Source organism: Paenibacillus sp. 1011MAR3C5, from assembly GCF_003591485.1.
Lineage (GTDB): Bacteria > Bacillota > Bacilli > Paenibacillales > Paenibacillaceae > Pristimantibacillus.
This window is the reverse complement of the sequence record NZ_QZCF01000005.1, coordinates 214,353-228,422: the sequence shown is the minus strand read 5'-3', so window position 1 is coordinate 228,422 and position 14,070 is coordinate 214,353. Positions and strand designations below refer to the sequence as shown.

Annotated in this window: 11 protein-coding genes; all 11 read right to left on the bottom strand. The window is 55.3% G+C overall.

Features of this window, described 5'->3' with window-relative positions; genetic code table 11:
• Positions 1–87: 87 nt before the first annotated feature.
• Positions 88–2,202, bottom strand: a complete 2,115-nt coding sequence (locus D3P07_RS16965) for a HelD family protein (RefSeq protein ID WP_119801434.1) — start codon at positions 2,200–2,202, stop codon at positions 88–90.
• Between the two features lie 72 nt (positions 2,203–2,274).
• Positions 2,275–2,568, bottom strand: coding sequence for a DUF1294 domain-containing protein (locus tag D3P07_RS16960; RefSeq protein ID WP_259391552.1), 294 nt, complete (start codon positions 2,566–2,568; stop codon positions 2,275–2,277).
• A gap of 20 nt (positions 2,569–2,588) precedes the next feature.
• The gene (gene hrpB / locus D3P07_RS16955) at positions 2,589–5,093 is read right to left on the bottom strand and encodes an ATP-dependent helicase HrpB (RefSeq protein ID WP_119801433.1); all 2,505 of its coding nucleotides are present in this window, start codon (positions 5,091–5,093) and stop codon (positions 2,589–2,591) included.
• A 43-nt stretch (positions 5,094–5,136) separates the two neighbouring features.
• Positions 5,137–5,979, bottom strand: coding sequence for a phosphodiester glycosidase family protein (locus D3P07_RS16950; RefSeq protein WP_259391551.1), 843 nt, complete (start codon positions 5,977–5,979; stop codon positions 5,137–5,139).
• Positions 5,980–6,139: 160 nt separating this feature from the next.
• Complete coding sequence (locus D3P07_RS16945) at positions 6,140–7,921, bottom strand: copper amine oxidase N-terminal domain-containing protein (protein ID WP_119801432.1); 1,782 nt, start codon at positions 7,919–7,921, stop codon at positions 6,140–6,142.
• A gap of 218 nt (positions 7,922–8,139) precedes the next feature.
• Positions 8,140–8,853 carry an adenosylcobinamide amidohydrolase gene (locus tag D3P07_RS16940; RefSeq protein WP_119801431.1) on the bottom strand — a complete coding sequence of 238 codons (714 nt, stop codon included), beginning with the start codon at positions 8,851–8,853 and terminating at the stop codon, positions 8,140–8,142.
• Positions 8,834–10,501 (bottom strand): cobyric acid synthase, encoded by a 1,668-nt coding sequence (locus D3P07_RS27115; RefSeq protein WP_310732559.1) that lies wholly within the window; start codon positions 10,499–10,501, stop codon positions 8,834–8,836. Before D3P07_RS27115 ends, D3P07_RS16940 begins: the two co-directional genes overlap by 20 nt.
• 3 nt (positions 10,502–10,504) lie before the next feature.
• Complete coding sequence (gene cobD / locus D3P07_RS27110; RefSeq protein WP_182914366.1) at positions 10,505–11,599, bottom strand: threonine-phosphate decarboxylase CobD; 1,095 nt, start codon at positions 11,597–11,599, stop codon at positions 10,505–10,507.
• An 87-nt stretch (positions 11,600–11,686) separates the two neighbouring features.
• On the bottom strand, positions 11,687–12,496 hold the full coding sequence (gene cobS, locus D3P07_RS16930) for an adenosylcobinamide-GDP ribazoletransferase (protein ID WP_259391550.1): 810 nt from the start codon (positions 12,494–12,496) through the stop codon (positions 11,687–11,689).
• Entirely contained in the window at positions 12,484–13,464 is a 981-nt protein-coding gene (gene cbiB / locus D3P07_RS16925; RefSeq protein WP_119801429.1) for an adenosylcobinamide-phosphate synthase CbiB, read from the bottom strand. The genes cobS and cbiB overlap by 13 nt, the downstream gene beginning before the upstream one ends.
• On the bottom strand, positions 13,461–14,069 hold the full coding sequence (gene cobU / locus D3P07_RS16920; RefSeq protein WP_119801428.1) for a bifunctional adenosylcobinamide kinase/adenosylcobinamide-phosphate guanylyltransferase: 609 nt from the start codon (positions 14,067–14,069) through the stop codon (positions 13,461–13,463). Before cobU ends, cbiB begins: the two co-directional genes overlap by 4 nt.
• Between the last annotated feature and the right edge of the window lies 1 nt (position 14,070).

Below are 14,070 nucleotides of genomic sequence, written 5' to 3'. Positions count from 1 at the left end.
AGCATGCCCGTTCACGAATGAAATCGCAACGGGCACACGCGTACCTGACTGCATGATGGATACGGGAATCCAAGTATCATTTACCGATTAAGTACGAGGTTGTTCGTCGGCAATGAGCGAAGACTTATCCCCGCGATAAAGCAGCTTTAGCTTGTGCAGAGCTCTCGTACAGCCGACATACAGCAGCTTCGCATCCATCTCGTCGTAATTGGCGCTGCCTGCATCCGCAATTAGCACGGCATCGAACTCCAAGCCTTTGGACAGATAGACAGGTACGACCGTCAGGCCGCCGCCGTAGGTAGGCTGCTTGCTCTGAACAAGCGAAGCCTCTAGACCTTGATCCGTCAAATAACGGTGGATCTCCCCGCACTCTCGCGCCGTTCTGCCAATGACGGATATGGTATCGTAATCCCCTTTGTCACGCCAATCCAAAACCGTAGCATACAGCTTCGGCAGCCACTCCTGATCCGATACGGCTTGCGTCTCGACAGAATCGCCGCTCCGAAAGACGGGTACAGCAGGTTTTACGCTGCCAGTCATGCCGCTCAGAATAATATTGGCGAAATCGATAATCTCCATTGTGGAGCGGTAGCTTCGGTTGAGCTCGAAAAATCCGGTATCCTCCTCGGGGAACAATTCCATCAGCGCATTCCAGTTTGAAATGCCCGCATATCCATGGATACCTTGCTGAAGATCGCCAAGGATTGTCATAGAAGTCGACCGCTGACAAAGCCGCAGCGCCTCGAGCTGGAACGGCGAATAATCCTGTGCCTCGTCGATGACGATATGATCGAATTGCGGCACCTTGAGCCCATACAGCCTGAGCTGGATGTAAGCAAGCGGCGCCAGATCCTCAGCTGCAGCCACACCAGCCCCAAGCCGCTCTGCCGTTGCCTTTGCGATAGGCTTCGGCACATGAGGCAGCGCGTTTTTACCTTTGAACAACGAGGCATAGAGCTGGACAGCAGTGAAGGACGGAATCCGCTTCACATAGGCGTTCACCTTGGCAAGGGCCGTCGACCGTTTCTTCTTGTCGGCCACGCCGCGGTGCTTCAGCTCCGACTCCAGCCAGCGCTTGATTCGGCTGGCAAGACGGTCTCGCTTGACCATAATCGTCTCTTCGCCATAATCCGTGTCGTACCACTCCCGCATCGTCTCCGGTGTCAGCAGGAAGCCCTCCAGCGGGCTGAATTCGCTAGTTGGCACAATACTGGCTTGCAGCTCAACCAGCCGCTTATCAATGGCTTCCTTGAACGCGAGGCTTCCCTTCCAGCGGCCGGAAGCCTGCTCTAGCTCCTCGCTTGTCCGATGCTCCTCAAACCAGTACGCCATCGTCTCAGACGGATCAGCCAGCTTAATGTCATGTTCAAGCAATTCCACGGCCCAATCGCTGAACGTCGTCTGTCCGATATCGCCGACGCCAAGCTCCGGCAGAACGCCGGAAATATAATCAAGGAACATTCGGTTCGGAGCAAAGATCATCATGCGTTCCGCCCGGATCCTGCCCTCATATTGGTAAAGCAGGAAGGCGAGCCGATGCAGCGCGACAGTCGTTTTACCGCTGCCCGCAACCCCCTGGATAAACAGCGCTTTGCCGCGCTCCGCCCGAATAATGCTGTCCTGCTCGCCTTGAATGGTGGAGACGATATCCCGCAGCTTATTGTCCTTGTTCTCGCCAAGCCGGTATAGCAGGAATTCATCCGTTACCGCGCCTTCCTCCTGCCCCCGGACATAGCTGTCCACCAAGCGGAGAATTTCACCGCCGCGAATCATAAAGTTACGCTTCAAGTGTACGTAACCCGTCACCTCGCCGTCAGGCGATTCGTAAGCGGCCGCATCGTCGCCGCCTGTGAAGGAATAGAACATGCTGGCTGCAGGAGCGCGCCAATCGATGACCAGCAGCTCATTGCCCCCGTTTCTGGCTACGCCTGCTTTGCCGATATAATACGCTTGTGCATGATTCGGCTCCGCTGGCTTACGGCCGTCCTGGGACAGCTCCTGAAAGTCCAATCGGCCGAAATACGGTTCTTTCCTCGCAATCTCCAGGCGCCGCTTACGCTCCTCTCGCTGCAGGTCGAGCATTTGCTCTGTGAAGTCGTCTCCCGTATAGCGGGGTCCGATGCTGCGAATCTGTTCCTCTATGTCTTGCAGAGCGCTGTCAAGCCTCTCTTGTTCCCATTGCTGAACCGTTTTCTCTGACATGCTTCTTTCCCTCCTAACTATAAATAGCCGAGCCCGCAATGAGCCCAGCTTGAATGAATGATTAACGCCCGGTTATGCAGCGGCTCCCCTCACCCAGAAGCCGGTAATGAGCAGAAGCATAATGATATGGACTGCAACCAAATAAGGTATTCCGACTGTAAAAGATTGATGCTTCGTCTTATGGCGCCATAGCTTCATGCCGTACCATGTGCCCACCGCACCGCCGACAGCCGCTACAAAAAACAACCGGCGTTCCGGAATGCGCCTTGCTCTTCTTTGCGCCCGGCGCTTATCCATCCCCATAAGCGCAAATCCGTACAGGCTAAGCAGAATCCAATAGCCGTAAACGATAGATAACCATGTCAATGCGACCGCTCTCCTTCCTGCTATGATTGGGGCGCTCTTGGCTTTGCCCGGTTTGTTGCGACCGCCTCATAGGGATCATCCGGCCAATAATGCTTGGGATAACGTCCCTTTAAATCTTTTTTAACTTCGAAATACGCAAGCTCCCAGAAGCTCGCCAAATCTTTGGTCACTTGCACAGGACGCTGTGACGGCGAGAGCAAGTGCAGCGTTAAGGGCAATCTGCCGTTCACCAGCCTCGGCGTCTCCCTCCATCCGAACAGCTCCTGCAGTCTTACAGCCAGCACCGGGGAACCCGGATTGCTGTAATCAATCGGAATGCGCGAGCCGCTGGGTACCGTAATATGGGTCGGAACCTGCTCATCCAGCTCCCGCGTCTGCTTCCAGGTCATCCGATCGCCGACCAACTGCGCCATCGGCAGCTTGCCTAGATCGGAGAGGCTTTTCATTCCGTAAATATGCGGCTTAAGCCACAGCTCCATCGTATCAAGCAAGGCCTCGTCCGATACATCGGGCCACTGCGGATCGCCGCTAAGGCTCATCAACCGCATACGGCCGAGCAGACTCGCGGCATTCTTGCTCATGGGCAACGCTGAGATGCCCTTCAGCCTAATGCCCCGCAAGAGCGTATCCGCTACCGCTTCGGGGTCCGGTCCTTCAAGAGGAACCTCACTAAGCACGATCGCTCCAAGCTTCATTCGTCGTCTTGCGCGAACGGACTGCGTGCCGGCATCCCATTCCACCGCTTCCTCTAGCGTCAGATGCGCGGGCAAGCTTGCCTCAATCTCGGGCAGGCTAATGCCTGCAGCGAGACGAATCCGCCCTTCTGAACCGGCGTCATCCAGCTCGCATACGACGAGATAAGGAGACCGCGACAGCGGCTGCAGCTCCGGCAGAACAGCGCCTCTGCCATTTGCCATCACGTACCTGCCGTCTGGCCTCCGTTGGGCGATGCGATCGGGGTAGGCACTGGCAAGCAGCGACCCTTCCGCCCACGTCTTTGACTGATTGTGTGGAAGATTCGTAGCGGCCTCGTCCGCGCGCCGCTCATCCATTCTTCGCTTCCACTGCTGGGCCTGTGACTTTATCCGATGGGCCGCAGGCTCTTTGCCGCCGGCTTTGCGCAGCGCATCCACTCGAAGTGCTATATCCACATTGCGCTCGGAACCCAGCAGATCGCGTTCACTCAGCAATGCTGCCAATTCACAAGCACGCTCCAGCGCCGCTGGCTGCTCTTCCGCAGCAAGCAGCATAGCGCCGAGGCGGGGATGCATGCCCAGCTTGGCGATTCGCTGTCCGGATGGCGTCGGCTTACCGTGTTCGTCCATTGCATTCAAGCTTTGCAGCAATGCGACGGCGCCATCATACGCGGCTTGCGGCGGAGGCGTGAGCCATTGCAGCTCTGCCGGGTCTGGTGTCCCCCATACCGCAAGCTCCAGCGCCAGGGCGGATAAATCCGCATCCAGCATCTCAGGTCTAGTATGAAGCGGCAGATGGTGATGCTCTTGCTCGGTCCACATGCGATAGCAATAGCCTGGCGCCACACGGCCTGCGCGCCCTCTGCGCTGATCGGCTGAATCCCGCGATACCGGCACGGTCTCCAGCCGGCTAAGTCCTGTACGGGGTGAAAACCTGGGCACTCTCGACAAGCCGCTGTCGACAACAATTTTGACGCCTTCTACTGTCAGGCTGGACTCCGCGACTGATGTCGAGAGCACGATTTTGCGTTCATTCGGCGCACAAGGCGCAATCGCCGAGGCCTGCTCATCCAGCGTCAGGCTGCCATGCAATTCAGCGAGACGAACACCGGCAGGAAGTCCTTGTCCTCGCAGCCAGCTCGCAGTTCTGCGAATTTCGGCGGCTCCAGGGAGGAATACAAGTACATCCCCATCCGCTTCCCTCATAACTTGGAAGATCGCTTGTCCCACGGCCTGCTCTAGCGGAGCGGTTGATCTCGCAGGCGCGTAATGCGTCGTGACGGGATAGCTTCGCCCCTTGCTGCGGATCACCGCAGCGCCTCCCAGAAGATCGGCTACCGGCTCGGCTTCCAGCGTCGCCGACATGACGAGCAGCCGAAGCTCTTCCCGCAGCAGCGATTGCGCCTCCAAGCATAAGGCGAGACCCAGGTCGCCATGAAGATGACGCTCATGGAATTCATCGAACAATACCGCGCCGACATCATCGAGCGAAGGATCTTCCTGCAGCATCCGCGTAAGTACGCCTTCCGTTACGACCTCAATCAATGTCCTCGGACCGACCTTGGAATCCAGACGGACGCGATACCCGACCGTCTCCCCAACCTTTTCTCCCAGCATCCGGGCCATATATTGCGCTGCCGAGCGCGCGGACAGCCGTCTTGGCTCCAGCATCACTATTTTCTTGCCGCCTAGCCATGGCTGTTCCAGCAAAGCGAGCGGCACTCTCGTCGTCTTGCCGGCGCCCGGCTCGGCTACGAGAACGGCCCCGTTCCCGCTTTGCAGCGCGAGCAGCAATTCGGGCAGCACCTCATCGATGGGCAATCGTGTCATCGTCCAGCTTCCTCCAACCTTCCAGGCCGTTGCCTAAGTAAACCTACTTTGTAATCCGCAGCATTTGCAGGACGGGGCGATTATCACCGGCAAGCTTCATCTCCTTGCTCAGCAATTGCGACGAGCCGTCACCGTCCAGGAAGATGCCGTCCACGAGCCCTCCGTCACCGATCGTGTCCATAATCGCCGTTCTGAAGTCATGAAGCGAACCGCCTGTCTCGCTTACGATTAGATATAACATGCCACTCTCATCGTATACGGCAGCCGAACGCAGCCGCTGCTCGTCCGGGAACGGCGCGTTCTCAGCTACCGTCTGATTCACCCAGCCGGCTTCATCCCCCAGACTCATGCTGATGCCGCCCTGAGCCCAGAATCGGGTATGATCCTTGACCTTAACCTCATTGGCGGTCGATACCACTTGAACGGAGAGCGAATCGGAGGCGCCGTCCCATACGAGCGTCCCCCTCGCATACTTCATATTTTCTCCGCCGCTTCCGTATGCGTTGGCCGCTCCATTGACAGTCCGGCCATTGACGATCCCCATGCTGATCAGGGTGTCGCCATAGAAAAAACCGCCATTAATACCGACTTTGTTCGTCAATGTCACATTCTCGCGCACCACCTCTAGCGTGACGAATGCAGGCTTCGTCACGAGCGCATGGAGCTTCATACCGTTCGCAGCTTCGGCGTATTCATAACGGTATTGGGTGATCGCTTCCAGCGGCGCATCGGCTCCCGGTGATCTATTGCTTAACGAGTTGTACAAGATCATGAATAGAATACCGGCAAATAGCAAAATGCCTCCTATGATTCCGATTACCAATGTAATTTGCTTTTTGCTCAGCCGTTCCGCTTGCCCTTGGCCCATGCCAGAATTCGTACTCATGCCTTGACGTCCTCTCCTTGTCATCCGAATCTATTAAGCATTATATTTTACCGCTTTCATAGGCGGTTTGTCTACTTATTGACACCTTAATTCCTCCATCCCCACTCGGACAAAAATAAACATCGCTGCTCACGAGGGAGCAGCGATGCTGCGATTACGCTTATTGAGCCCTATCGTCAAGCGGATAGAAGATCAGGTTGATCGGAAACGCCGATCCGGCCGGAGGACTGAACTCGATGTCCAGACTCGCTTCCTTGCCGGTTGTTTTATGCAGCATGATCATGCCGTCGAATGCGGTCAACACGCCCGATGCAGGCACTTTGACCATCTCGCCGTTTATTTTGAACGGACCTTTGAATGGACCGCCTTTGGCGAGAATCATAATCGCCATCTTCCGCGGCTTATCGGAGTGAATCTTGTAGACTGTGCCGTAGTTGCCGCTCAGAACCGCCTCTGTGCCGCGCTGTGGGTCAAAGCCCTTCTGGAAGGCATCCGTCTTCCCGTCGCCAATGACGAGCTTCATCGGCTTCTTGAAGGCATTCGCCGTCAGGTCGAGGCCCCAATCGAAGCCCGCAATCTGGAACGTTCCGCGAATATGGCCGGTGAACGGCAATTTCGGCATATCCAGAATCGCATTCGATACTTTGTCCGCGGCGGCAAATGTAAATTGTACTTCGCCGTCGGTCTCCACATCATACATCAGATTGACACCCGAGCCAGGGTAGAAATCCGGGAATTGCTTGTAGACAAATGTACTGCCCGCAGGAATCGTCATCGTCTCTTCTACGGAGTCGTCCATCAAATAATCGACCATCGCTTCGCTGCCAATCAGATGGGCATAAATGGACGGATAAACCTCGCCTTTATTCGTCGTGCGTATCGTCACCGGCTTATCGGACTTATTGGTGGCCATGATGGCGAAGCTCACTGTTTTATCCGTGCCGTTCAGATGGTCGGCATATAGTCTGCCCTTGCCATTGATGCTGTCTTGATACAAAATGCCAAGCTCACGAAAGGTTTCCGGACTATCACTCATGAGCAGCGTGCGCGATTTGTCCTCCGTCACTTTTTTCGGCACATCCGGCAGGTTGAAATAATTGTTGTACAGCGTACTCCAATTAGTCGCGATATAACTGCCGGCCGGTTTGGTGTAGATCGGATATTCCGCTTCGCTCAGATAGACCTCGTTGGTTACGACGATATCCCGTGTGAATGGCTTGCTCTTATGCCCCATCTTGTCGGTTGCCACAAGTGTGACAGGATAAGTCCCCGCTTTGAAGAATACATCTTCCTTGCCGGACCACTCCAGCTTCACCCCTTCTGCATCGGGATCATAGCTGAGATTGATATATTTGACAGGCTCGCCAATCCGGTAAGTCTGCTTGCCAAGCGTGAACTTCGCTATGGGAGCGGAGTTATTCAGGTCAGGGTTGTAGTTGCCCTCCGGCTTATTCACGTGAATAACGTCAACGCGGCGAAGCTCTTGATTGTACGTATATGTAGCGCCCATATAATCCGACAGCCAGGTGAGCTTGATCATCAGCCTCCCGTTCAGCAGCATCGCCACATCGTCGAACGGATAGGCCAATCCATTCACCCAAGCTTGCTTGTTCACGGTGTCCAGCAAGATTTCATGCGTTGGCGTAACCATCAGCACGGTGCGGGTTTTCTCTTGCCATTCCACCTTCATGCCGAAGGCGTCGCCGAGAAACTTGGCAGGCACATAGGTTCTTCCCTTGCGCGCGACCGCCGGCGAATCCAGCGTCACTTGTTGTCCGTTGAGGAAAGCTTCTTTGTTGTCCAGATAGAACACGACGTAACTCGTTCCTGATGTAATCGGCGTCTCTCCAGCAGACGCATGGCTGATCGGTGCGGTCATTAACATAGCGGAGAGAATTAATGCAGCCGCTTTATTTCTTTTGCTCCATCTAGGTTGCAGCATTCAGTCACAACTCCTCAATCTGATAAAATAGGATCGCTTGACGGTTTGAACCTGACAAGCCCACACCTATAGACGCTCAACAATTGGAAAAGTTGCAACATAATTTCACACAAATCATGCAATCCCTGGTATCTCCCAAGTGTGACCGTTAGCTTGCTCTTTCCATCTTTCAGCTGACCCTTCCAATGTCTTATCAGCCTTGCCTGATTTCAGCCGCTTTAGACCTCATGCTGGGTCGCTCCGGCCTCCAGCACAGTCTCATAGACCGCTTCGCCGATGGCGCAACCAATTGTAGTAGCCGCTCCGGCATAAGCGTGAACAGCTTCCCCCCACTCCGCAGACTGGCTTACGCCAATTGCGACGGCATCCGTTGTCGTCCCGGTCGCGGACAGCCCGTTGGCCGCTTCCCGAATATTCAGCTGCTGCAGCGCAGCCGCCTTCGCTTCCGTTGCCGTAATGACTGCATTCACCATGGCAGATTCCGTCATTCTGGCGTCGATCAGCAAGATCGAATTGATTGTCCCCGGCGCATAAGCGGAATATGTCTCCCGCTTCAGCCCTGCCCGAGCCGCATTACGGGTTCCTACAGTCGTTATGCACAGCAGACGGAACCGGTCTCCTTCCAGCTCCGTCACCGAAGCATGAGTCAGCTTGGCGGCCGTCAGGAAGCCTACCGTAGAATCCGGACGGAATCCCCATTCCCCGCATCTGCGCTTAAGATCAGAGACAGGTTCATCGCAACGGTAGTCCAGAGGAACCTTCCAATTGACGAAACCGTCCGCCATGGAGAATCCGCCTGGCCATATCGCACTGCTTAATGTATGGCAGATGTGAGGAAGACGAACTTCAATTCTGTCCTCCTTTAGCTCTGCCGAAACCCCGTTCCAATAGCGAGAGAAATAACGGACATCTTTACGAAAGGGCTGCGTCATCCGGCTCCGCCTCCCTTAGTCCTGCAATGGCGTAGATGCGGGTCAAGTCCAGATATGTCCTCGCCGCAACCGCAAGCCGGTCGAATGCCGCCTCTCGCCTCTCGCGGAATCGGATGCCCTCAGCCAGCGGGGCCCATCCCCTATCCCTTCTTGCTTCGTTAAGCCATGCTCTCCGGAAGCTGTCGTTATGAAGAACGCCGTGAATGAATGTGCCCCAGACTTTGCCGTCCGGCGTGCTTACGCCTTCCGGCTGGAACGGCTCCTCGCCATAGACCTCTTGTTCATATCGTTTCTCTCTTATGAGAAATGGCATCTGCAAATCTGGACGATTCGGCATCATTTGACCCATATGAATCTCGTAGCCGTCGATCGGGAAGCTCTCGACGTTTCCCCCAAGCCGTACCGTCCCCTCAACACGCACCGTTGTTTTGAAGGACTGAAATTCGATATGAAACGGAAACAGCCCTAGCCCCTGAGATTCCACTTGCGATGATTCTACCCCCAGCGGGTCCAAGAGCCGCTCGCCAAGCATTTCGTATCCGCCGCATATGGCCGCAACCCTTCCGCCGCTGCGGATATGATTCAGGACGAGCTCAGCGAGTCCTTGTTCCCGCAGCCAAGCCAGATCGGCAATCGTATTTTTGCTTCCGGGCAACAGAACAAGATCAGGCGATCCCCATTCTTGAGCGTGTTCGACGAACCGCACGTCAGCATCAGGCTCCGCCAGCAGCGGATCGACATCGGTAAAGTTGGATATACGGGGAAGCTTGACCACAATAATATCCAGCCTCTGAGCTTCAGCTTGTAGCTGAATACCAGACTTCGATGCATTAGTATCAGGGCGGCGATAAGCTGCGGCCCTCGACCCGTTAAGAGACAGCGAGTCCTCATCCTCCAGCTCCAGTCCCGGCAAATACGGCAGCACGCCCAGCACTGGCTTGCCCGTCCTCTCCTCCAGCCAATCCAATCCCGGCTTCAGCAACGCGACATCTCCACGAAATTTATTAATGACAAATCCACATACTCTGTCCCGTTCATGAGGCTCCAACAGCTCCAGGGTACCGACAATCGATGCGAATACGCCGCCGCGGTCGATATCCGCCACCAGCACGACAGGGGCATCGGCCCATGCAGCCATATTCATATTGACGATATCCCGGTCCTTCAGATTAATTTCCGCAGGGCTGCCTGCACCCTCCAGCACCACGATATCGTACTTCTCTCGCAGGACGCGAAGCGATTCCCTGGCGATTCCGCCGGCCACAGGAAGATAACGCTCGCGATATTCCCGCGCCTCGTAATCTCTCAACGGCTTGCCGTGAACGACAACCTGAGACGACATCTCGCCAGTCGGCTTGAGCAGAATGGGATTCATATCCGTCGTCGCCGCAATACCGCAAGCATCGGCCTGCATGCCCTGAGCGCGTCCAATCTCTTTGCCGTCCCAAGTCACATAAGAATTGAGAGACATATTTTGCGATTTGAACGGAGCTGTCCGGTAGCCGTCCTGGGTGAATATCCGGCATAAGGCGGCTGTTATCAAGCTTTTGCCGACATCGGATGCCGTTCCCTGAATCATCAGCGTCCTGCCCGGACCTGTTTTACGATCCGTCATCCCGAGTTCTAGCCCGGATTCGTATCCCATCATAAGCTATTGCCCTCCTGTTCCGTACATGCAGGTCCTCAGCGTATCAATCAACCTCGCATTCTGCTCGCGCAGCTTCACCGCAACGCGAATATATCGCTCATCCAGTCCCGGAAAATGCGAGCCGTCACGAATAAGAACGCCTTCTACTCCCATTTTCCGTTGAAGCTCCCTAGAATGAAGTCCGCAACCTTCCGGCAAGCGCAGCAGCATGTAGTTCGTCACGCCCGGATAGACGCGGAATCCAAGAGCCTCAAGCTCACGAGTCATCCGTGGCCTCTCCTCCTGCAGCCAGCGCAAGGATTTTTGGGCGAATGCTTCATCGCTGAGGACAGCCTCGCCAATCGATTGAGCAAGCGAATTAACGCTCCAAGGCACTTGGAGTCTGCGCAGTTCGGCAAGGGATTCGGGATGTCCGATGATATAGCCCAGCCGGATGCCGGGAATGGAATAAAACTTCGTCATGGAGCGGACGACAAACAAATGGGGATGCCGGGATGCTTCCTGAACTAGACTATAGCTCTTTTCCTCCGGCACAAAATCCATAAAAGCTTCATCAACAACAACCGTTGCCCCGCTTGCCAACAGCTCTTTCACCCGCGCGGGCTCTACAAGCGCCCCTGTCGGATTATTAGGAGAACCTATCATATACAACTCCGCGCCCGAACGCTCCAGCGCTTCCTTTGCCCAGCGTTGGTTCAATTCGAATTGTTCCGCTTCAAGCAATAGCCCTTCATACAGGACAGCTTCGGCTTTTCGAATCGCGTCGCCGTACTCCGAGAAGCACGGAACAGCAATCGCAGCAGCTTTAGGACGCAGCGCTCTGACAACAAGATCGATCAGCTCAGCGGCTCCGTTGCCGATCAGGATAGCATTTTCTTCAATGCCATGCTTTGCGGCTAGCTTCGCGCTAAGCCTTCTCGAAGCTGGATCCGGGTATCTGTCGATATACGCCGCATACCGGGCCAATTCTTCACGGACCGCATCCGGCGGGCCGAGCGGATTCATATTGGAGCTGAAATCAAGGAACGAAGAAGAAGGCAATCCGAAGCATTCCTCCGCCGTTCTTAGATCCCCGCCATGTCCATAACGTTCTAGCATAGCTTCTCATTCCTTCCAACTAGATACTGCGATACAAAACCTCGCATCTACACACTAAGAGCCAGTTGAACGCGTTTTGCTTTAGCCCTAGTAATAAGCCCAAATGACAACCGCTGCCAGCATGGCAAGCTCGATCGCCTCATTCATGGCGCCGTACGTATCACCCGTCAAGCCGCCAAGTTTTCTGTTAAGCCAGACAGACAGCACGCCGCCTGTGATAAAGGTAACTACGCCAGCAGCAGTGGCTAATATGAATACTTCTATTAAATTAATGCCGTTAATTATTAATGAAATAAATGAAATGATAAAAGCCAACGCGACTGACACCAGCGCATGACTCAGCCTAACTCCGTGGAATAACCGACCGATTCCCTCATTCGGGCGTGCGGGCTTCCAGCCTGCAATGGCGACGCCCATCCAGGCGCGGCTCCATACCGCGCTAACAATAAGAATCGTTGGAATCGCTGCATGGCCGCTGTAATCAGCGCCCAACAACCAAGCGATTAACGAAGCCTTTAACAGCAGCAAAAGAACAGCCGCAATGACGCCCATTGCGCCAACCCGGCTGTCCTTCATAATTTCAAGCATCCTCTCCCTCGAGCGATGGCTAAGCACTCCGTCAGCCGTATCCATCCATCCGTCCAGATGCAGCCCTCCGCTTATTCCGATCCAGATCGCAAGCAGAACTATAGCGGACGGCCATGGAGGAAGAATGTAAGGCAGCGCCCAAGACGCAGCAGCAAGACATAAGCCGATCGCTGCGCCCGCTAATGGGAAATACGCAATGCTTCTCGTCAAGACCGGGCGTTCGAACGGCACTTCGACCGGAACCGGAATTCTAGTCAGAAATTGAAAGGCAGCTACCGCCGCTTGCACATGCCATTTTACACGAGACATAGCCATGCCACCCCCATTCCCGCCAGCGCCAAGACGCTGACGACATACATGATGTGAATCGAAGCCCGAATATCCCGCGTCTCCAGCTCACGAGTCTTCCAGCCCATACGCGCTCTTTCGCTCGCTACGCCAAAGTACCGGTTAATCCCGCCAAGCTGAATGCCGATCGCCCCCGCCACCGCAGATTCCGGTATCCCGCTGTTCGGGCTGGGATGAAGGGAAGCAAATGCCCTAATGGACCGACAGCTTCTGCCTGGCTTCATTCCCGGCAGCAATGCCGCGGCGGATACCATAAGAATTCCAGTCAGTCGAGCAGGTATATAGTTCAGCACATCATCCAGCCGTGCGGAGCACCAGCCGAAGTCGATATACGTTTCGTTGCGGTACCCTACCATCGAATCGAGCGTATTGGCGGACCGGTACAGCATCGCAAGCGGCGCGCCTCCGATCAGCGCGAACAGAAGTGGCGACAAGAAGGCGTCCACCGTATTTTCGGCCACTGTCTCGACGGTCGCCCTTGCTGCCTCCGGCTCGCTTAAGTCTTCGGTATCCCGGCCCACAATATAGCCGACATATCGGCGCGCGTCCGCCAGATTCCCCTGTGACAGGGGCAAGTAGACGAGCATTGCCGCATCCTTCAGCCCTTTGACCGCCAGCGTCGTCGAGATGAACCATGCGGACACGGCATATCCCGCCCATACATGGACGGCATCCGCAGTCCAGACGATCAGGAACATGACTCCCCAGCTCACTGTAATTGTAATAAGGGTCAGAAGGCAACCGCACAGCTTGACCGCAATCGGCGATGCCGAATTATTGTTCGGATACAGCAGCCGTTCCAGTCCTTTGATAAGTCGACCGATCCAAATGACAGGGTGAGTAGGCCACTTGGGATCGCCTATTATCCAGTCGATGATCACGGCTGCCATCGCGAGCAGCAGCAGCTCTTGCACACTATAGAAGATCACAGCTCGTCCCACCGAAAAGCGATCGACTTGAGCTCGACGGGAATGCCCGCCGTAACCAGAAATACGCGCTCGCATATTTCGGCCAGCCGCTGGTTCAATCTCCCCGCTTCATCGCGGAATCGGCGTCCAAGCGAGTATTCCGGCACGATACCGTCTCCCACCTCATTCGTCACAAGAAGAAGCGGATAGGGATAGCTGCGGACAGCTTCAATGAATGCTTCCATTTGTTCGGCGAGCCGGGCAGCCCCATCTTGCTCTGCCTCCGATTGCAGCAGCCGGTTGGTTAGCCATAAGGTAATACAATCAAGCAGAACGGGCGGAGCCGTCCACGGTTTGCCTGCAGCTAAGGCCTCGCGGCTCTCTTCCGTAAATCCCAAAGCCAGCTTGTAAAGCAAGGATGCGGCCTCCAGCGGCTCCTCCTTCGTTTCCCAACGGAAGCCGGAAGCCTCGCGATCCCGCACGTGCATGCGGATTCGTTCCTTCATCTCCTCATCGTATGGTTGGCAAGTGGCAATATAGATGCCATAGGTCCCAAGCCTGGCCGCGTATTGTTCCGCGAAGCGGCTTTTGCCGCTGCGTGCGCCGCCTGTAATCAATATGGCCATT

Excerpts from the sequence above, each read along its gene's own strand:
- D3P07_RS16965 (WP_119801434.1), bottom strand. The coding sequence starts at position 2,202 with ATGTCAGAGAAAACGGTTCAGCAATGGGAACAAGAGAGGCTTGACAGC.
- D3P07_RS16950 (WP_259391551.1), bottom strand. The coding sequence starts at position 5,979 with ATGAGTACGAATTCTGGCATGGGCCAAGGGCAAGCGGAACGGCTGAGC.
- cobU (WP_119801428.1), bottom strand. The coding sequence starts at position 14,069 with ATGGCCATATTGATTACAGGCGGCGCACGCAGCGGCAAAAGCCGCTTC.
- cobD (WP_182914366.1), bottom strand. The coding sequence starts at position 11,599 with ATGCTAGAACGTTATGGACATGGCGGGGATCTAAGAACGGCGGAGGAA.
- D3P07_RS16945 (WP_119801432.1), bottom strand. The coding sequence starts at position 7,921 with ATGCTGCAACCTAGATGGAGCAAAAGAAATAAAGCGGCTGCATTAATT.
- D3P07_RS16940 (WP_119801431.1), bottom strand. The coding sequence starts at position 8,853 with ATGACGCAGCCCTTTCGTAAAGATGTCCGTTATTTCTCTCGCTATTGG.
- cobS (WP_259391550.1), bottom strand. The coding sequence starts at position 12,496 with ATGTCTCGTGTAAAATGGCATGTGCAAGCGGCGGTAGCTGCCTTTCAA.
- hrpB (WP_119801433.1), bottom strand. The coding sequence starts at position 5,093 with ATGACACGATTGCCCATCGATGAGGTGCTGCCCGAATTGCTGCTCGCG.
- D3P07_RS27115 (WP_310732559.1), bottom strand. The coding sequence starts at position 10,501 with ATGATGGGATACGAATCCGGGCTAGAACTCGGGATGACGGATCGTAAA.